13 protein-coding genes and 6 pseudogenes are annotated in these 19,153 nt (G+C 41.4%); 3 read left to right on the forward strand and 16 right to left on the reverse strand.

Translation table 11 applies throughout. The features are described from left to right. Positions 1 to 413 precede the first annotated feature (413 nt). The 3 genes from QZ135_RS16150 to QZ135_RS16160 all read right to left on the reverse strand — a co-directional run bounded on the left by QZ135_RS16150 (position 414) and on the right by QZ135_RS16160 (position 2,983). Positions 414 to 761, reverse strand: a complete 348-nt coding sequence (locus tag QZ135_RS16150; protein ID WP_294611498.1) for a HigA family addiction module antitoxin — start codon at positions 759 to 761, stop codon at positions 414 to 416. A gap of 11 nt (positions 762 to 772) precedes the next feature. Next, positions 773 to 1,087, reverse strand: coding sequence for a type II toxin-antitoxin system RelE/ParE family toxin (locus QZ135_RS16155; protein WP_196070487.1), 315 nt, complete (start codon positions 1,085 to 1,087; stop codon positions 773 to 775). 948 nt (positions 1,088 to 2,035) lie between these two features. Further along, positions 2,036 to 2,983, reverse strand: a complete 948-nt coding sequence (locus QZ135_RS16160; RefSeq protein WP_294611535.1) for a site-specific integrase — start codon at positions 2,981 to 2,983, stop codon at positions 2,036 to 2,038. A gap of 52 nt (positions 2,984 to 3,035) precedes the next feature. Between QZ135_RS16160 and QZ135_RS24930 the strand changes: the two are divergent. Continuing rightward, positions 3,036 to 3,429: pseudogene (locus tag QZ135_RS24930) on the forward strand (transposase); the annotation flags it as partial. Here QZ135_RS24930 and QZ135_RS16165 read toward each other — a convergent pair. From QZ135_RS16165 to QZ135_RS16185, 5 genes and pseudogenes are all read right to left on the reverse strand, one after another. Beyond that, a complete protein-coding gene (locus QZ135_RS16165; protein WP_294611503.1) occupies positions 3,416 to 4,570 on the reverse strand; it encodes a Wadjet anti-phage system protein JetD domain-containing protein in 1,155 nt (384 codons plus the stop codon). The pseudogene QZ135_RS24930 and the gene QZ135_RS16165 overlap by 14 nt on opposite strands. After that, on the reverse strand, positions 4,567 to 7,962 hold the full coding sequence (locus tag QZ135_RS16170; protein ID WP_294611506.1) for an SbcC/MukB-like Walker B domain-containing protein: 3,396 nt from the start codon (positions 7,960 to 7,962) through the stop codon (positions 4,567 to 4,569). Before QZ135_RS16170 ends, QZ135_RS16165 begins: the two co-directional genes overlap by 4 nt. After that, positions 7,937 to 8,524, reverse strand: coding sequence for a DUF4194 domain-containing protein (locus tag QZ135_RS16175; RefSeq protein ID WP_294611509.1), 588 nt, complete (start codon positions 8,522 to 8,524; stop codon positions 7,937 to 7,939). The genes QZ135_RS16170 and QZ135_RS16175 overlap by 26 nt, the downstream gene beginning before the upstream one ends. Next, positions 8,521 to 9,966: pseudogene (locus QZ135_RS16180) on the reverse strand (DUF3375 domain-containing protein). The gene QZ135_RS16175 and the pseudogene QZ135_RS16180 overlap by 4 nt, the downstream one beginning before the upstream one ends. A 59-nt stretch (positions 9,967 to 10,025) precedes the next feature. Then, positions 10,026 to 10,234 (reverse strand): annotated as a pseudogene (locus QZ135_RS16185) (helix-turn-helix transcriptional regulator). Positions 10,235 to 10,729: 495 nt separating this feature from the next. Here QZ135_RS16185 and QZ135_RS16190 point away from each other — a divergent pair. Then, a pseudogene (locus tag QZ135_RS16190) lies at positions 10,730 to 10,879 on the forward strand (IS4 family transposase); the annotation flags it as partial. A gap of 61 nt (positions 10,880 to 10,940) precedes the next feature. Here QZ135_RS16190 and QZ135_RS16195 read toward each other — a convergent pair. The 7 genes and pseudogenes from QZ135_RS16195 to QZ135_RS16220 form a co-directional block, all read right to left on the reverse strand. Continuing rightward, positions 10,941 to 11,726 (reverse strand): hypothetical protein, encoded by a 786-nt coding sequence (locus QZ135_RS16195; protein WP_294611512.1) that lies wholly within the window; start codon positions 11,724 to 11,726, stop codon positions 10,941 to 10,943. 89 nt (positions 11,727 to 11,815) lie between these two features. After that, positions 11,816 to 12,394 (reverse strand): RloB family protein, encoded by a 579-nt coding sequence (locus QZ135_RS16200; protein ID WP_070752636.1) that lies wholly within the window; start codon positions 12,392 to 12,394, stop codon positions 11,816 to 11,818. A gap of 12 nt (positions 12,395 to 12,406) precedes the next feature. Next, on the reverse strand, positions 12,407 to 13,615 hold the full coding sequence (locus QZ135_RS16205; protein ID WP_294611519.1) for an ATP-binding protein: 1,209 nt from the start codon (positions 13,613 to 13,615) through the stop codon (positions 12,407 to 12,409). Positions 13,616 to 14,217: 602 nt separating this feature from the next. After that, positions 14,218 to 14,283, reverse strand: a pseudogene (locus QZ135_RS24935) (metallophosphatase); the annotation flags it as partial. A gap of 490 nt (positions 14,284 to 14,773) precedes the next feature. Continuing rightward, entirely contained in the window at positions 14,774 to 15,271 is a 498-nt protein-coding gene (locus tag QZ135_RS16210) for a hypothetical protein (protein WP_294611521.1), read from the reverse strand. Positions 15,272 to 16,196: 925 nt separating this feature from the next. Further along, a complete protein-coding gene (locus QZ135_RS16215) occupies positions 16,197 to 16,613 on the reverse strand; it encodes a DUF5675 family protein (RefSeq protein WP_118295009.1) in 417 nt (138 codons plus the stop codon). A gap of 54 nt (positions 16,614 to 16,667) precedes the next feature. Next, positions 16,668 to 17,927 (reverse strand): annotated as a pseudogene (locus QZ135_RS16220) (hypothetical protein); the annotation flags it as partial. 153 nt (positions 17,928 to 18,080) lie between these two features. Between QZ135_RS16220 and QZ135_RS16225 the strand changes: the two are divergent. Continuing rightward, positions 18,081 to 18,344: a hypothetical protein gene (locus QZ135_RS16225; RefSeq protein ID WP_294611537.1), complete on the forward strand. Its 264-nt coding sequence runs from the start codon at positions 18,081 to 18,083 to the stop codon at positions 18,342 to 18,344. Positions 18,345 to 18,370: 26 nt separating this feature from the next. Here the strand turns inward: QZ135_RS16225 and QZ135_RS16230 are convergent, their stop codons facing one another. Then, positions 18,371 to 19,009 carry a BT4734/BF3469 family protein gene (locus tag QZ135_RS16230; RefSeq protein ID WP_294611525.1) on the reverse strand — a complete coding sequence of 213 codons (639 nt, stop codon included), beginning with the start codon at positions 19,007 to 19,009 and terminating at the stop codon, positions 18,371 to 18,373. Positions 19,010 to 19,153: the final 144 nt, after the last annotated feature.

A 19,153-nucleotide genomic window follows, 5' to 3' on the forward strand; every position in this document is an offset into this window, starting at 1 on the left:
CCGACAGAACCACCAAGTTCTGCTTAGTACTCATTAAGAAGTACCGAGCCATAGTACGATGCAGAATCTGACTTATTATAGAAATTATTTATGAAGAATTTTGAAAAAAATGCAGATAGGAGATTTGAAGATTACTCCTTCCGACAGGTATAAACTACGCAAATTTCGCCATTCACTATTATTAATAGCGTTACTTATACGTCCATCGATGACTGGACATAGCCAATGTAGAACCATTAATTTGTTTGATAATCAGCAAGTTACGAATTGAGCCAAAGAAATGCTGAAGTTACTGAATATCAATCATTTGTTTTTTGTTTGTTTATGTTTCCCTTCCTTTGAAGGGAAACATAAACAAATGCAGGCGGGAGTATTCTTCCCACCTTCTAAAAGTAAGCTATAATTCTTTGTTTTCAAAGTGCCGCAGCTATTTTGCGTACCTGAGCCAGTCGCTCCATGAACGTTTCATCTTTGCGGGTAGTCTGCATATTGTATTTCAACTGTAGACGCATCAATGGTTCGGCATCAATACCTAAAGCGGCCTCAAAAAGCAGTGCTGTTTTTTCCGTCATTGGACGGCGAGCATTTAGTATTTCGTTTAAAACGGAATACGTTAACCCCATTTGTTCAGCCAACTTACGTTGTGATATTCCTCTATACTCAATTTCATCTTTCAAAATCTCGCCTGGATGCGTTGGGTATGCGGGAGTGAGATTGTTGGCAATCATTTGAGGGGTATTCCCCTGTTTTGTAGTACTCATATCTGTTCCTCCTATTTATAGTGGTTCGACAATTCTATTATGTTACATATTGTAGCGACAAATTCACCATCCTTGATTTGTTCTTTGAACTCAATACGATATTGATCATTCACTCTAACCGAAGACAGTCCCACTTTATCACCTTTCAATTTTTCATAATTCAGTGAATTGTATTGAGTAAGAGCCGTCACATCAGCCTTTTCAATCATCAAATCAATGATGCGAATATACTTACGGATAATCTGCGGTTGAAACCGATGCTTCTTATCGGCTTTACCCGTGATATATAAATCTCGCAAATATTCCTTGTCAAAATGTATCTCCATATAGGTTTCTTTTCAATTGCAAATATAGCACCTTTTTTTTAGTTCGCAAAATTTGCGAACTTCTTTCTTATACTGATTTCTCTATTTCGAAGATTATGCAACTTTAAACATTCTATCTCTGTTATCCAAGTGTATACCCCAATAAAACTATATGCTCAAACGGAACTCATCAAACATCCCGATGCAGTTTCATTAACAATAATCCAAATCCACAATCCATTTCCATCACCACAACATTCTTAAATTTGTATTACCACAAAAGTAATCGCACCATTATTGTTCGGCATAAACACTCAAATTGCCACTTTCGCTGCTTTCGCCACCACTAAATACATTCTCTCCCTCCCTTTCCAATTACTATTATCTTATCCAATATACACTCAATATGCTTACATCTTTAAAATTGTCCTCTCCAAACAGCTTCCAACTAATCCCCCCTTTACGATGCAAGAATTATATAATATTGCCACTTTCGTCACTTTCGCCAAACATACATTTTTAAATTTAGTATCTCCAACATTACATCTCAAATAAGTATTCAGTATGATTCTATTTTCTCCATTCCGATGCAGAATTTTCTATAATATTTTTTTTACATAAAGTTCAAAAGGTTGATTAGAAATTAAGTCGTACTACTTCTTGATACAGCCATTTTACTACATAGCAAATTCATATTTTACTAATTTGCATACCAACTATTTAATTACTATATTTGTATGGGATAAGAAAATTTTGCTTATCTGTCTGAATGACAGTGTTCAATAGAGAAGTAGAAAGTTATTGGTAACGATTTGGCGACAATCAGACTGCATTGATGTTCTGTGATTTGCATACCGTCAAACAACTCTCTGCAAATATATTATATTTTGGGGAAACGACCAATATTTCCATAAATATTCTAATGGGGATTCAGAAAAGACATTTCTGAATTCCCATTTTTTGAACTTACTACCTTTTTCTTTCGGCAAAGCCATCCAATCGTTTAGATAGTTTCGCCATATCACGCCGAATAACAGTATCGCTTGTTTTAGCGTAAATTTTGGTGGTCTTCACATCTGTATGTCCGAGCATTCGACTAATTGTTTCAATCGGGACTCCATTCAGCAAGCAAATTTCTGAAGCGAAAGTATGCCTTGCAATGTGCCATGTAATATGTTTGTTTATTCCACACATTTCTGCAATTCTCTTAACACCGGACAACAATGTTGAATAAGTAGGTACAGGGAGTAAAATTCCGTTTTTGCCTTTATTTGCATATTTAGCAAGAATCTCTGATGGTATTTTCAGCAATGGTACATTACATATAATTCCGGTTTTATGCCTTTGAAAGCAAATCCAAGTTTCATTATCAAATTGTTTTAAGTTTTCTTTTGTCAGATTCTTTAAATCAATGTATGATACTCCTGTGTACACGCAAAAAATAAATAAATCTCGTATACGTTCATAAGATTGTCTATGTTTTGTGAAATTCATATTCATAATGATTTCTACTTCATTTGCTGTTAAATAAAGTCGATCTTTTCGTTGTAAGGATATTCGATGCCCATAGAATGGATTATAATCCAACCACCCGTTGTTTTGTGCAATAGCTATCATCTTACGTAACGGAGTAATATAAACGCATACCGTATTATTCGAACATTTACACTTCTTCCTTAAAAACACCTCGAAATCGGTGATGAAAGATGATCGAATATCCACAAGGGCTATATCTTTCAGTTTATACTGATAACATAAGAACTTTTTAAGATAGTCATAAACTTTACAATATCTTTGATAGGTCGATAATTGTCGGACACCACTTTTTATTAATTGTTCGTATTCCTCATTATGATTCTTGAATACTTCTAAAAGCGTCCGACAATGCCGATCCAACCCTAAATACGAGATTTTCACTCTTTCTGCCGTCAAAGGCCCAATTCCGTTGAAAATTTGTTGATAGTGCTTGCATCCCGATGAAGACAGGGCTGATAAATGTCAGCTGTACTTCTCGACAGACTACACACAATCGGCCCTTGATGTCCTTGAATATTACAGGACACGGTTCCAACTGGAGTTTTGCTTTCGAGACAACAAGCAGTATGCGGGAATCACAAACTGCCAGTTCACTGACTTCAGAAAGATGGCCTTTCACTTCAACGTTTCGCTTACTGCAATCAATCTCGCCAAGGGTACTTGCAAAAGAATGAAAATCAAATATTCGGTTTCTTCATGCAAGTCGGTAACACACAATGCCAATATGCTTGAACGGCGTGTTCGCCATTCAAGCAGACACGACATTAATTGACAAAATTTTCAAAGAACTACTTTTATTTACCGCAGAGCCGCTTAGACTTGGCTAATTTTTAACGAACTATTGAATATATTATCAATACATTTTTGCGGAATTTTCTCTTGCTCTAGACGTAGGTTGTGAGACTTGATATGATTGTACAGTGTGGCTTCCGCAGGGGTAAGATGGAGAGGCTTTGATACATCGCTTGGAGTGCCTTTGTCGCCTTCAAAATAGGTGTCAAAGGTAGCGCGATCCATCAGAAGGCTTTGCGTCTGGGGAAAATAACTGCGGAACTGCGAGAGAATTTCGAAGCCCTGTGCATCAATGTCGCCCCAATAGTATAGGGAAGCGTACCGCATGAATGGAACAGACTTGAGGATGCCAACGGTGAATCCATGCCCCCAAATCAGCAGACTTCTTGCCAACTTGGGAAAAGTCAGGAAGTTGACTTTATTCTCCACCACAAACACCTTCTGCACAGGCAACGACAACGCACAGAACTGACTCTGAGGCATCGTCAGATCATCTACACCAGAAAAGTATTCACTCGCAATCGATGCTTCCAACACACGAATGCGCACCCATGGCTCATCGTATCGCAATCCAAAGCGCTTTTCGAACTCCTTCTCATCCGAACAGACATACTCAACAATGACAATATCCAGCAACTCACGAAGCACTCCCTTATTGCGCTCAATGAACTTGGTGTGCACCTCAATAGGCAATTCACGAATGTACAACTCAGGACAAGGATTCGCCACAAAATAACGCAAAACTTTCAACAAATCAGGCCAAGAGGAAGCATTCTCGATCACCTTAAGTGGATAGCGTTCCACCCATGGACGAAGCTGCGGAAACTCATTAAGCAACATCGCCACATCCTTGCGAAACTGTGACACTTCACCACCCTTCAGCAAGAAGCGCTCAACGTCCGATGCACTCCTGAACAACACACGCTCAGGCAGATCCTGTTCGCCCAATGCTTTCGTTTTCACTGTTTTCCACTCAATCGTGTAACCAAAGCCCTTCACCTCTTTCGATTGCGAACGGATGTCCGTCAGTTCGCGCTGATACTCATCCATCGATGCGCTCGCTTTCTTGTCGCAAGGAATCACAATTGGTTCAAACCCAGAGCCAGCGACCACAGAACGCAAATAATCCACATACTTGCGTTCTGTCTTCTTACGTATTTCTGCTGCCGTTATCATACCTCCATACTCCTTTCACGTTCTGCCTTAAACTCACTGATAGGCATATTATAGAGCACAGAACGGTCGCCCTTGCGCTCCACATAATGCACATACGAAATATCATTCTCCACAATGTGGATGTTGTCGCTCGGAGTCACCACGAGCAACTGCAGGTGGAGTTGTTTGCAGAGCGAAATCAGATAGCGAGCCTTGTCCTCGTCCTGTGCGCGAAAAGCCTCATCTATGGCAATGAAGCGGAACGAAGAGTCGAGTCCGTTTTTAGTCAAGCCAAACTGATAAGCGATAGCTGACCCCAGGATGGTATATGTCAATTGCGCCTTCTCGCCACCTGACAGCTGTCCCATAGCCTCGTAGGTGTTACGCTTCTGATCATCGTCTTGATAAAACTCCTCAGCCTTATATGTGTACCATCCACGCACATCCATCACCAACTTTCGCCATGATTCGTCTTGTAAGCGAGACATCAGCGGTTCGATATGCTGTTCAAAATGAATCCTGCTGCCATCGATTGTCGAATTCATCTCATGGATGTTCGGGATTGCACTGCTCAGAAGGTCTTGGAACTCCTTCAAATCCACGTTCAATCGTTTGGCTGCGACCAACTGGATATACGTCTTTGGAGCATCCTTGAAATCGATGCCCACAAGATACGAATTCAATTGGTCGATGGTCTTGGTGATAGACTGGCGCCAGTTCTGGAAGAACATATTGAATGCACTGACCTTGTTGATGATATTCTCCTGTAAATACTTGTTGAAGCGCGATTCAAACCCAGGCAGATCTTCGTCCAGCAATCGTTGGTAATAGGTCTGATATTCGCCCACAAACTCCACGGCTTCGGGCAAACGGTTCACGTCCGAACGCCAATCGCGATACTTCGCGGTAATTTCCTCAGTGGGATTCTTGAAGCGATAAATCAGGTTCTTCAAATCGCCACTCTTACTACCCTTCGTCTCACGTTGTTTCCGTAAAGCGGAATTGATGTCACTCTGTAACGTGTCACGCATTTTGTCCAAACCCACCAATGCCACATTCAGTAAATCTGTGTGTTGCGACTCAAAAGCATCGGTATCAACAACGCCTATTTGAGCCAAAGCCAAAGCACAATCATTGCTCTGTTTCTTGAGTATATTCTCACGATTTTCCAATAATGCTTTGTTACCGATAGCTTCATTAAACTTCTCCTCAAGTGCACCAAGTTCCTTTCTCACCCCCTCCAATTGCCCCTGCAACATCTTCACCTTATCATTGGTCTCCTCCAGTTGTCGCTTCTGTTCTTCCTTTTGCTGAATGACGAGTGCACACGACCGCCAGTCGATATCATCAAACTTATCGTATTTATCAAACAGCTTCGAGTAGGTTTCTCGCTTCTCCTGAGCATTCTTTGTATCTGCCTCTATACGACGGACTTTGGTTGCCACCTCCTTTTCATCCTGCTGCAACTGGCGCACTTCCGCCTGTAGCATGGCAATCTTCTCCTTGTTGTCCCAGCCCAACACATAGTGTTCCTTGCCTCGTGTCTCTGGTCGGTCGTCTTTCTCATGCTTACCACCTCTCGCCTTTATCAGTCCCTCTTTCGTCACTGCTTTCTCTTGCAGATAGTTGAAGTCCGCAAGCGAATCAACACAACTATAGTTGAACTCAGCAAATAACCTATCCTCAAGCCAATCCAAATACAAGCACTTTGGCTTGTATTCAACCTTACGGAGCAACGAATCCACCTTCAATGTCCTATCCTCAAACTCACGAAGAGGCTCTGTGCCCTCGTATCGCTGATACACGATGCGTCCTCGCAGATTATGACCATTCACATACTCATTCACCTGCTTGTAATACTTCTCTGGCACCACCAATCTCAATGCAAAATTGTGCAGAATACGCTCGATGGAATACTCCCAATCGTACTCAATATCCTTCACACGTATCAGTTCACCGATGAATGGAATCTCTTCGGCGGTTGCACCAACAGCCTCCAGTATCTCATCACGAATCTCAGCCACACGACCAGAGATATTGTTCTTATGCTGCTGCAGATAGCGTATAGTATCCACTCGCTCTGATATCGTGCAGTTGATTTCATCCTGACGGTTTTGTGCCTGACGCTTCTCTTCCATGAGTTGCCTGTCAATCTTTACCTGCAGAGCATCTTTCTCGTGTTTGGCGGTCGCACGATTGGCATCGAATACCTCTGCATCAGGACTTTGTGTCAGCTCCACCGTCTTTGCCAGCTTATCGTATTCTTCGGCTTTGGCCTTGCGGTTATCACGCATCTTCACCTTCTGATTGATTTCCTTCTCAATCTCACGTATCTGCTGACCCACCTCGTCCTTCTCAATAGCCACCGACAAGCGCGTCTGCTCTTGTTCCAGCTCACTCTTCTTCACCTTTAACGCCTTCAACTCATCTTCCAGTTTTCTCAAGTTGCTCTTGCAGCGCGCCAACTCCTCGTTGCACAAATCCACCGTTCGCGCAGCAAACCAATAGGCCACCACACTCTTCTCTTGCTCCAATTCAGCTATGCACGTGTCTATCGCCATCAGTTCCTTTGCCAATGTATTGATAGGTTCCAGTTGGGTAATCTGCTCCTTCACCTTATCGATATTGGTTTTCGCCTCCATCAGATTTTGGAAGTTGTCCTTTAGTTCCTGGTACTTTTCCTCAGCCGGCACTTCCTCGAGCATATTCGTACGGATGAAACTGTCTAGATCGTCCAACACTTTCACGCCCACTATCTGATTGAAGAGTGTAAGCGCCTTGTCCGAACGCATTCCGAAGAGGGCTATCATCTTCTCGCCATACGCAACCGGGCCGTCAAAAAACTCTATCTTGCGTCTTGTGTCGTTCGTATTGTATTTCTTCGTTAGTCGCTTGCGCCAGTCGCCATGCAGGTCAAACTCCGAAAAGTCGCGCTTTATAGTCAGCGGTTCGCGAGCTATGCCAAACAACACCTTCAGTTCCTCGCCAGTGTAGTAGCGCACCTGAAACAGCGTCACCACACGTTTGTCCACATTGCAGAACGATGCAAGAAGTACCGAACGTGCCCCTTTGTCTCGCAATCTAAGCGTGGTAGTGCTCGCTGCACCCTCCTGCTGCTGATTGCCATAGTTGCCAAAGAAGTACGACTCCTCTGTACGGTTGCCCTTCTTCTCCACACCCGATGATTGGTTGTAGAATCGTTGGCGCTTCAGTGGCACTAGCAGCGTGAGCAGAGCATCTATCAGCGTACTCTTGCCCGATGCGTTGGCACCGGTCAGCAGCGAGTTATTGCCCTGCGTATTCATGCAGTACACCTTTTGGTCGAATGTACCCCAGTTCCACACTTCCAAATAGTCAAGCTTAAAGCCTGCCACTTCCGAACTGGTATTAAAGAGATTCATCTGCTGCATCATAGTCGTTCAGTTTGTTTTTGAATTCCAATAGATCGTCCAGTGTCACCTTCTCCTTGATGATGCGATGTATTTTATAGCGTTTCTCGCCCTCAGCATGCTTTGCTTCCACAAGGAAACCAAAGCTGACGATGCTGTCGATATAGCGGTCAAGGTCTTTCTCAAACTTGGCACGATTGAAGGTGGTGGGCAGGAACAGTTCCGCCTCTTCCTTTATTTCAGTGGCGGTTACATACTTGTACGAAGCCTGCGACTCTGTTGGATTGCTGTCGAAGTCTTCGAGTATCTGCCTCAACACGATGAGTATCACCGACACCTCAAAACCATACAACCTTCTCGACACCATGTTCAACGTTTTGTCATCATCCAATTTCAGTTGCTTGACAAAGGCAAAACCCTCATCCTTTTTCACGATGAGTTCCAGCCCCATCACGCTGATATAGTCCAGTATCTCGCTCTGGTAGTCGAGTACATCATTCCACACTACATCGTCTTTCTCTACGATGCCTTTCAGTAGTTTCACCACAGCCCTGCTGTATGGTTGTATATTTGTTGCGTTCATCATGTTATTATGATTTCGGGAATTGATATCGTTTTGTTTTCTGCAAAAACAATATATTGCTGGCGCTCTTCGTTTACCACAGTCTTATATTCCTTCAGCACGCCAATGTATCCAAACACTTCCGACAGACCTTTCTCCACACCCTCGTTCCGTTCTATCACCTCTGCTAGTGTCGTCTGCTGTCTGTCGTACAGCACCTTGTTAATGCGGTCTCTCAGCACCTGACGATCGATGTGATACGGATTGTAGAGTTTGCCTATGCGCTCCAAGTCGTCCAGACTCAGTTCAGCCATATCAGGCTTATCCTTATACATAGTCTCTTTTATAGGAGTCAGAGTCAGAGGGCGCTCGACTGGCAGATTGATATCGATAGTTTCATATTCAAGCGAAGCTTCTGGTTTCTCTTTCTGTTTGGTGGCTTCGATGAGCAGTTTCTTTATATCGTTAATCACCTGCTTTGCCACCTCTGCATTCATCTGTCCGTTCTGGCGAATGATGCGACTCAGTTTCTCGCTCATGCGATCGTTGGTTTTCGCCACCTTCTCACCTGCGTCAAACAGATGCTTTTTCATTTCCCTGAGAAACATGTCATGCGCATCAATGCCTCTATTCTCCAGTGTTTCATAGAGTGCACCAGTCAACTCGTCCCATTCTTTCTGCAGATCGGCCGAGAGCAGGAATTCCCAGAATGCATAGAAACTCTTGCCTTGTTGCGATTGTTTCAGTTCGCCATACGCATCAAAGATGTAGTTCAGCAATACTTTCTTCTCCGCATTGTCTGTCTGGCGCTCGTATATCTCTTTGATAATCCCCTTGAAGTTGTCATCCACCTCCTTGAAATCGCTAAGCAGCTCCTTAGCCAGTTTATTCAAGCTATTGTATCGTGGTTCTATCTAGTAGTCCTCATACACCTCGACCTCTTCGCCCATCTCCAGTCGCTGAATCTGATGCTCTATCTCCATTTTTTTGGCTCGGAGCAGTTCCAGTCGCTTCTCGCGGTCCTCGTTCGAGTATTCCACCAATTCCTTCAGTTGGGCAAACAGCGTCTTGAACTTCGATTCCGTACCGATGTAATCCTCTTTTTTCAAGCTCATCACCCAATCCATCAGTTTGCTTGTGTGCGACGAAATATCGTATATCACCTCTCCCTCTTCGTTCTGATAGTTGGTCAAGAATCCCTTGTCTGTCCAGTCTTTGATGAGTCGTTTTGCTTTCTGTTCGTTCGACTCCCCTAGTCTTGTCATTTCAAGATTATCCTCCACCAACGCATTTTCCTGCTCATCCAGTCGGTTCTCCAATAGCATGTGCAAGCGTTCCTGCATTATAGCCGACTGTCCCTCAAACGCCTCAATGACAAAAGACAAGAAGAAATCCACACTTCTTGATTTTATGAGTCGTACGCTTGGTGACTCTCGTAATATTTGTGTTATTTCTTCTACTTGCATGAATGTTATTCGAAGTTATTTTGTTTGAAATCCATCAGTATATTTCTTATATGTTATTGTCACATCTTTGAAGGATAAACGAGCACCTCTTCTTCCCCTACTTCTAGCACCTTTGCTATCTGAAATAGAGTCTCGAGGCTGGATTATGCTGCATTCGTGCACCATTTTGATACTGTAGCAGGATCTAAGGTAATTGTTCTACAAGCCACTTGTTTGTGCGCTTCTTCTCTGCCAACATTCCTTTGATGCGATTTATGTCCTTATCCATGACTATGCATTACATATTATTTAGGGCAAAAATATTAGGTGACTATATACTATCTTACAGCAAAATCCTCTATACACGATTATACGATTTATAAAAGGTTTATATTTTCTATATCCTACCGCTTAACAAGGATTCACACTTTAAGGCAATATATAGTTACCATATTTTATATGTTTCTCAATTGTGTGGCAAAATTACAAAATATTACTGAAAAACGATAAGTTCAGTGATAAAAAGAAAAGATCATGCGCTAAATTCTATGACTTCATTCTTCAGCCTTCTCTATTTACAAGCTTTATTTATTATGTGTTTAACAGCAAGCCTTCCTCAACTACCGAAAAATCTGTATAGACATATTTGATTAGGAGGAAACGCCAGCATTAGGAAAACTTCTTCATAAACCTTACCACTTCCGATATCGTACAAAAGTCAAACTTACCGGTTCTTATCATATAGAATTGCAGAAATATAAATATAGCGTGCCTTATTTAGTATGTAGACTAGTAAAGTACATACGAAGTACTACAAATATTGAGTATCTCATTGACAGATAAAACTCATCTGAGAGACCTCTTTGATAAAACTAAATTTCAAAATGACAAAGAACGATTCGGACCAAATAGGCCAAGTTTATTTAAATTTTAATTCGGACCAATTTTAATGGGACACTAGTGATCCTAAAACTTAAAACATATATACCAAACCCTTATTTTTCTAATTTAAATTGAGCCTCTTTCTCTTTAATAAGCAATAAAGAAATATCAAATAAGACCTTTATAGTACTATTTAATTCAAGCGAAAAATATTTAATCGAAGTGGTCATCTTATCAACATCATCATAGTATGAAATAATTTTTTTATCTAATCGTTCCAGTTCCATGTTAACATCCTTAATCTCTTGCAGAAATAACTTTTTCTTTTCTATATCTACCGCTTGTTTACTTAATTCCAATAAGATATTTTTTCGATGCATATTATTCTCTTTTATTTGAATATCATATCTGTTTTGATTAACACGTTCTATAAAAGAGAGTTCTTGATCCAATAAATCCGATAGTCCAATACGTGCTTTAATCCAGCATTCTTCATAAGTCTTTTCTAAATTTGTTTTCTGGCGTTGTACATCAACTTCAAACACATATCTATACTGCAAATCTGTTGCATAGATTCGACCTTTCATTTGACATATTTCTGATTTAGATAATGATATATTCTGATGGTCAAGACCAACAGTAATTCCCATAACATCTACTATATTAAGTAAAGCCAAATTATTTTTTAGACAGTTATTATAATCATCCAACTTTTTAATATTTTGTTGACGAATTAACAGTTTTTCCTGTTGCAGAATAGCTTTCTCACTATTTCTATTACTATAAATAATAGCAAGATAACCTACTATAACAGCAAAAATTCCACTACTATAACTTCCCCAAAAATTTAACCACGAGTCATTTGAAAGATTTGTTTTAATAACATTACCATATGCCAACAACGTATTAATGATAAATGCAATAGCAATTCCACTAATTATGATTCCTAAACAACATATAAATCTTTTTTTTCATCAATTCATATTTATTACAACGATTCACTAACTTTTTTAATCGCCTTATAAATCTCACTATAAGAATCTCTACCTTTATATTTTTCGGCCAGTTCACATGCTTTATCCATTTTTGAGCCTGCAAGTATTTCTTTAACCCATTTATCCTTCTCAAGGTATTTCCGAGTTTTATCATATGTTGGCAGATATTGCTTTAATGCTCTTTCTGTTGCTGCTGAATCTTGGAAATGTCGACATGTATCTTCAAAATGTAGTAAAAACCAATATTCTATTGACTGTAAGCTATCACAAAGAATCACATTAGCATTATTTTCATATTTCTTTTTGAGCGATACCATTTTTTTATTCTCTGCATCAGAACGCCTGCTAACATCAGCATCAAAAACACATATTACAAAGACATCTTCATCCAGAAGTTCCTTTATTTTCTTTTCTATTTTCTCAATACTATTGTTTTCAAATAAACGAGGAGAAATAGAGTATCTATAGCCAAGTATTTTTTTCAAATGACTGAAATAGAATAATTCAGTCAAACCCTCACCGACGATATGAATAATCTGTCTGGTCGCTGTATTTTTTCTTGCTTTTCTCATAAAAATACACGATTATAAATTAGGAACTGCACCGAATTTACCGAACTTATATGCCTTTTGGAGAGAACTGATCCTATTCAATCCCTTGAAGTCTGTCAGAGGATACAGTACACTTGAACCATCCAGATTCTTTTCAGTAAACCAAACATTATCTTTTCTAAGCAAATCTTCCTCTCCTAACAGTCCATCATAATGCGTAGTGAGCAACAACTGTGCCTGTTCTGATTCTTTTAGAAAACGTTCAATGATGTATTCTATCAATTTCGGATGAAGAGAAGATTCAATCTCGTCAACTGCGAGAAAAGCATCTTTTTCAAGAATCTTTTGTACTTGAGCAGCCAAGCCAAATGTACGAATAGTACCGTCCGATTCAAACAGTTCCGAGAACTCATAATAATCATTGTTACCATAATCAGATGAAACTTTATGCTGATACATAGTATAATTAATCGGCTCCTTATGCGTTTCTTGTTCTTTGGAAGTAATATTTGAAATATTAAAATCTGCTTCCTGCAGATATCTCAAAATATAATCTTTTGCTGACTCATTCTTGATTGATTCTTCGGCATAACGACTTAAAGATGATGCAGGTACAATAGCCGGCATAACCTGATTGGTTAGATACTGAAGAACCGTCTCTAGTTCTACAATATGTGTATTCACCTGCATATAGGCAGCAAAAACTGACATATTATGCAAACACTTCAATGTTATTTCCTCTTTGACAGCTTGCGACATCTTGATTTTCTGTCCAAATTTAATAACAGATACGTTATTCTCAGTATTTCTTTCAAATATAGTAGCAGGCTGTTGACTTGGATAATAAATTAAACTTTCCTTTGCTACGTGCCATCTATCTAAAGCTACTGAATAGACATAACAAACAGCTTTCTCCTCATTCTTCAAATAGAACGAAATCGAATATTCAGATAACTGCCTTGAACTTGTTTTATTCAGGAGAAACGGGACTACTTGAATTTGTTCTGCCTTATTAAGTGGAGTATAAGTAATGAATGACTTGATAAAATCACAAACCTTAATAATATTACTCTTACCCGAAGCATTTGCTCCATAAATAACAGCCACTTTCAATAGTCTCACACCGCCACCCAATTCAACAACATGATATGATTCCATATCCTTACTTCTATCAGCTTCAAAACTTAATATAGCCTCGTCCCTAAATGAGAACATGTTCTTAAATCTAATTTCTGCTATCATACAATTTGTTTTTCCACAAATATATAACTAAATATCCATATCCACAAATAAGATTCATCTATTTGCATCATTTCTACAAATATCACAAACTAATATCTATTCTATTAAATTTATTATAACCTTAGGCAATATCAATCATTTAAAAATCTTGGATCACAACAAGGAAAAGGTAAATATACCTACAGAAGAAACCATGAAGATGACTATCTATGTACAGAAGCAGAAATAAGACGTATGTTTGCTGATGCTAATCACCACAGGGATTCTAATATAAGGTGGACACACCGTATCTATCCGGACAGAATGTGGGAAGCAAACCTCTATCATTTCTATATAAAAGTATATAATAGATTGATACAGGTTTTACCACGTCCTATTATGATAAAAGATGGTATACGACAAGAAGAAACACCTGCTCAGGTGCTATACGAGAAGCACTAATAAATTGTATAATTCGGCACTATAGAATATTTTGTGTAAATGGAAAATACGGGATTCAAATTATGAACCAATTTATGCTTATATTTGAAAACAGAATCCAGATATAAGAGAACTTACAAGTGAATCCTGTTTCCATTTACACAAAATTCCAGACAGTGTCTATTTCCGTGATAAAAGTGGGTATCAGATGTAAAGAACACCTTGCTGCCATCAAATTTATAATTTATTTCTTCTCAATTTATGTGCATCACTGCACGTTAATAATCAAGTTATCAATCACCCATCAAACGGAAATGACAGAGAAGTATCACAAAAGTAACTGCCATAAATGGGTATAAAACAAAATAGTTGAAAAGTTTGCTAAAGACTCTCCAGCCATTCAGTCTCTATTCTAAATCAAAGTATAGTAAAATGTACTTTATTATGTTCGCTGGAAAATATTTACAATACGAGGTTCAATACCGGAAACATGAACATTCAACACACATTCAGAGCGTTTATTACCCTGAATTGTGGTGATTGATAGTATGCCCATCCAAATTCTCTGCATTGTTAGTTTTATGTTATTTCAAAATCAGTGCAAAATTAGTAAATAAATTCCATATACCGCATGACAGAACAAGAAACTGAGTCTATATGAATATAGATATTATATCAGTGAAGATATAATTTAGCAGGGTTCATTACTATAAACTATGTAACTCAAGAAGGATGTTCTTACTCTTCCTTTTCAAATTCTTCCGAAGCATTTGCTATCAACGCCTTTCCTATTTCCATCTGTATGAATTTAGGCAATCGAAACAATTTTGCCATAAGTTGGTTATAAGTGAACTCGACTTTGGTATACAGTATAGATTCTTCTTTAATGTACACATCGATTTTCTCAACAACCTCAGAGTCTTCCATAAAGTCAGAAAAGTCCGGTTCTTCAAACCAATTTATCATGTCATCCTCATTGATTCTAAGACGAATATAATCGCCACAACCATCTACCTCTGGAATTAAACCGTTAGGAACATAATCTGCAATTTTACATATTGTCTTTTTGTCTTTGTCAAGTAAGAAATAGGTCCCACTATCACATACCTTGGCTTGCAAATACAAACTGCCATATTCGGGCTTCGAATTCAGAAGTTTATGAGTTTTCAAATTGATTATTCCTGACCATACCCCTTTAGAAACCAATGGATACTCGTTTTCATATAGTTCATCCATCCATGTATCAGTATAACTACACATTTCCTCATTGTATGGAAAGTAGATCTAAGGCTCCGCTTATCTAAATCTTTTGATTAGGAGTGCTAAAAAATCAAATCCCTGCGATAATCACCAAATTATTGCAAGGATTTTTTATGTTTTTTTTCAGTCTATTGTCGGAAATCTTTGTGGACGTAAAATCGACTTTTGCGGCCCTAATCAAATAAGCTGATAAACAGACAGTTGAAATCTTACGGCCCTAAAATTGATTCTTGCGGCCCTAGACAAACGATGGAAAATCCGGTGCTTTTACATAACGGGTATATTTGCCTGCACCATCTTTCTGTATAATCCCTGTATTTTCCATCTTTGAAATCAAGCCTCTAATTTATTTTTCAATACAGAATTTTCTATAATATTTTTTTACATAAAGTTCAAAAGGTTGATTAGAAATTAAGTCGTACTACTTCTTGATACAGCCATTTTACTACATAGCAAATTCATATTTTACTAATTTGCATACCAACTATTTAATTACTATATTTGTACCTAGAGAGAAAAAAGGTTTTTCGATATGCAAAAAATGGATTTTCCTAAAAAAATGACAACACGCAGATTTACAGCATTTTACAAAAAACAAGAATCTATAAAATTATCATATTTCAGGAAGTAACCAGAAGTTGTGGAAGTTTACAACAAGCTGATTATCAGACTTTTAAGACCTATATTTTTTGTACCTTATTTGTACCTCGCTAAATACAAAAAGCTAATTATCAGCAATATGCATCATTTATCATTTCCTGCATCGGGAAATAATATTTTAGATGTGCAAAATGCGAAACAAAAGAAAACATTGCACTCTTCGCCACACGCGTCAACCTATCATATAATATGCAAAAGAATACACTTTTGTTTATTATATGATAGGTTGAAAGAAGTTTTATCACCTCACGTTTATCCATATCGCCTCATCCCTTCCTCGTGCCTCCGTGATGGCCTTCACGAGCCGGTGCGTCCAGATATTTGAGTTGAGCACCATACCCGGTTTGAGATTCTGCCCCACGAGGATACACCCTTCGGTATCGTTCGCCGTATTGCCCGCATGGATGCGAATGCCCGTGAACAGGGGCACGTGAATGAGTAGCGGAAGCCACTTCTGGAATTTCGGCGAAAACGTGACAACTACCGGATAACGCCCCTCGGGGATGGCGGTGCGACCGGCCACCTTCCGGCCCTTCCGCCCCCACCCGATGTCGCGCCACGTAGGTTCCAAAGTGTCACAAAAGGGGTTATCATCTATGGCCAAATGACCTATTGTATAAGTCTTACGCTTGGCGATGCGTGTCAATGTCAGTTCCATAAGCTTGATTTAAATTGATTTTAATTTGAATTGAATTATTTTTTTTCCATTCTTTCATTTTTTAATTCTCTTGTATTTGTCATTTGTCACAATTGTCACGTAACGGCGGTGCACCCATTGGCGTAGCATCGCCCCCGTGCCTTCCGCATTCATACCCTCGGCTTGGCGCACGCGCACGGCATCGGCCAGGGTGAACTCCTCAGGAAGCAATTCCAACAAGCTCCGGCGTCTCGGTGTGCGACGCCCCGTCTCCGCCCCCATCGTCTGCGCCTCCTCGATGGCCGAGCCGAAGAATTCCATCTTACACCATAAGTCGTACTGGAGGCTCCAGCGAACGAATTCCTCCATCGTCTTGTCCCACCGGTAACCATTCGCCACGTAGAGCACGCACGCCTTGAGGTAAGCGATGACGTTGGCACGGAAACTCAGATTTTCGTACACCCGGCTTTGAGAGAGACGGGCAAACTCCGCATTCTCTTCCTTCAACTTCACCGCCAATTTATAGGCTTGCGGACAATCCACCAGCCCCGTGGCACGCGTCAGGTTCTCGATGTAGGGACGAAGTTCCTCGTTGAAAGTGGCATCATACGAACCATAGACGGGCATCTCGGCTCCAATCTCACGTTCGGGGATGGTACAGAAGTTGATGCGCGAGATAGGGCCGTCGGTCAGCACGTGCGAGAAGTAGCGCTTCCCCTTCTGGATGGTAGTGGCGGCGTTCCAATTGAAGCGGATGGTTACTTTCTCGGTCACGCTCATCGCCCCTACGCGGGTTTGTCCATAGCGGTTTCCGGGGTCGAAGGCAAGGCACATGATTTGAAATTGTTGTCCACCGTGGCCCGAACCGCACAAAGCATCGAACTGGTCTATTTCGTTCAGCTTTGTGTAGAGGAAGTGGCCGTCCGCCTCGGCGGTGCGCATCACGAAAGCGGGGTTGGTCATGTCGGCGTCAATCTCTTGGATGACCAGCCCTTCGGGACGCGCACGCTTATCCTTGTTGGCACCTTTCGAGTTCACCTCGTTCTTCCACTCGCGCTCGCGTTGCAGGTTGTCTTCGTCGCGGCGGCGCACGTCGGCCATGATGCGGTTGATGGGTTCGGAGATGCAATCCTTGCCCGCGCCGGTGCCTGCCATGAGCACGTTCATCAGGGTGGCTTCGTGCTCCACATTGTCGATGTAGCGGAAGCGTACCCTCCACAGATGGGCGGCAAGCGCGGGAAAGACGGCGTGCGCCACGGCAGGGCGATAGAGGTCGGGGGTGCGGCTCAGGAGGAGTTTGACGAGGGCGGGCAGGCGCTTGGGGAGAGCCGGAGGGAGGGAATTAACTACGAGCGACGAGTTACCAGCTACGAGTGCTGCGCTATCACCCTGCATAGTACTCGTAGCTTGTGGCTTGTAGCCCGTAGCTGCCCCACTCATGGCTTGTAGTTTGTAGCTCATAGCTTGTAACGCCCTCCTCACCGCCTCTTGCATCACCTTCGGCATGGAGTAGAACTTGGCGGTGCAGGCGGAATGAATCAGTCCCCGCATCTCTTCTTCCGACAATCCGTAGCGGGGCATCGTGCTGAGCATCAGCACTTCGTCATTGTCGGCAATGTAGCGCAGATGAGACGCCAGACGGTGGAGTTTGTCGTTGCGCTCGCCCTGCACCGGTTCGCCACCCGAGAGGCGGAACCACTCGGAGATGATGTCCGCATAAGGGATGCCTTTGAAGTTATCAGCTACGAGTGAATCAGCTACGAGTGACGAGCTACCAGCTACAAGTGCTGCGCTATCAGCCTGCATAGCACTCGTAGCTGGTAGCTGGTAACTGCTTCCCTCGTAGCTGATTCCCTCTTCTTGAACAACCCCTCCTCGTCCATATACAGAATATAATTTTCCGGCACGGCAAACGAGCTACGGGCATAATCCTTCACGCTCTGGTCATACTCCTTGTCGCCCAATTGCCCGGACATCCACTTCTGCGCTTCCGCCAACGAAGCCCCTTCGGGCATCACGAAAAACAGGCGCAACCCTTCGGTGCTGGGCGTGACGTGTGCCAGCACCACGCCCCACTCCGTGACGTGTGCCGCTATGCGTTCTTCAAACAATCCGCGCGGATTGTCAATGTGGTCTATGTCGTACATGCTCAGTCCGCTGGGAATGGCTTCGGCGTTCAGGCGTCGTCCGTTCCTGAAAGTGGCGTGGGGCGTAAAGATGGGGAGTTGTTTCTTCAACTCCGCCTTGTAAACCTCGAAATCTTCTTTCGACATTTCACCCCGACGCACTTTTTCCAGTGCATCTTCTATTTCGGCACAGATACGCGCCACCCGTTCGCTCCGCACCACCCGGCGGAACAAATCGGGGGTGCACTCACGCACCTCCCGACTTTTTACGCTATTTGATATTCCAAACATAATTTTTTAATGATGAATGATGAATGAAGAATTGCCATGCGGTATAATTGCGCAGCCCCATTCTTCATTCTTAATTCTTAATTCTTAATTTAACTCACCATCCGAAGCATTCCCGAAAATCCTCCACAAAGTTCGCCGCTCTTC

The sequence above is a fragment of the uncultured Bacteroides sp. genome (assembly GCF_905207245.1).
Lineage (GTDB): Bacteria > Bacteroidota > Bacteroidia > Bacteroidales > Bacteroidaceae > Bacteroides.

Excerpts from the sequence above, each read along its gene's own strand:
- QZ135_RS16215 (WP_118295009.1), bottom strand. The coding sequence starts at position 16,613 with ATGGAACTGACATTGACACGCATCGCCAAGCGTAAGACTTATACAATA.
- QZ135_RS16155 (WP_196070487.1), bottom strand. The coding sequence starts at position 1,087 with ATGGAGATACATTTTGACAAGGAATATTTGCGAGATTTATATATCACG.
- QZ135_RS16210 (WP_294611521.1), bottom strand. The coding sequence starts at position 15,271 with ATGGATGAACTATATGAAAACGAGTATCCATTGGTTTCTAAAGGGGTA.
- QZ135_RS16150 (WP_294611498.1), bottom strand. The coding sequence starts at position 761 with ATGAGTACTACAAAACAGGGGAATACCCCTCAAATGATTGCCAACAAT.
- QZ135_RS16200 (WP_070752636.1), bottom strand. The coding sequence starts at position 12,394 with ATGAGAAAAGCAAGAAAAAATACAGCGACCAGACAGATTATTCATATC.
- QZ135_RS16230 (WP_294611525.1), bottom strand. The coding sequence starts at position 19,009 with ATGTTTGGAATATCAAATAGCGTAAAAAGTCGGGAGGTGCGTGAGTGC.
- QZ135_RS16165 (WP_294611503.1), bottom strand. The coding sequence starts at position 4,570 with ATGATAACGGCAGCAGAAATACGTAAGAAGACAGAACGCAAGTATGTG.
- QZ135_RS16170 (WP_294611506.1), bottom strand. The coding sequence starts at position 7,962 with ATGATGCAGCAGATGAATCTCTTTAATACCAGTTCGGAAGTGGCAGGC.
- QZ135_RS16175 (WP_294611509.1), bottom strand. The coding sequence starts at position 8,524 with ATGATGAACGCAACAAATATACAACCATACAGCAGGGCTGTGGTGAAA.
- QZ135_RS16205 (WP_294611519.1), bottom strand. The coding sequence starts at position 13,615 with ATGATAGCAGAAATTAGATTTAAGAACATGTTCTCATTTAGGGACGAG.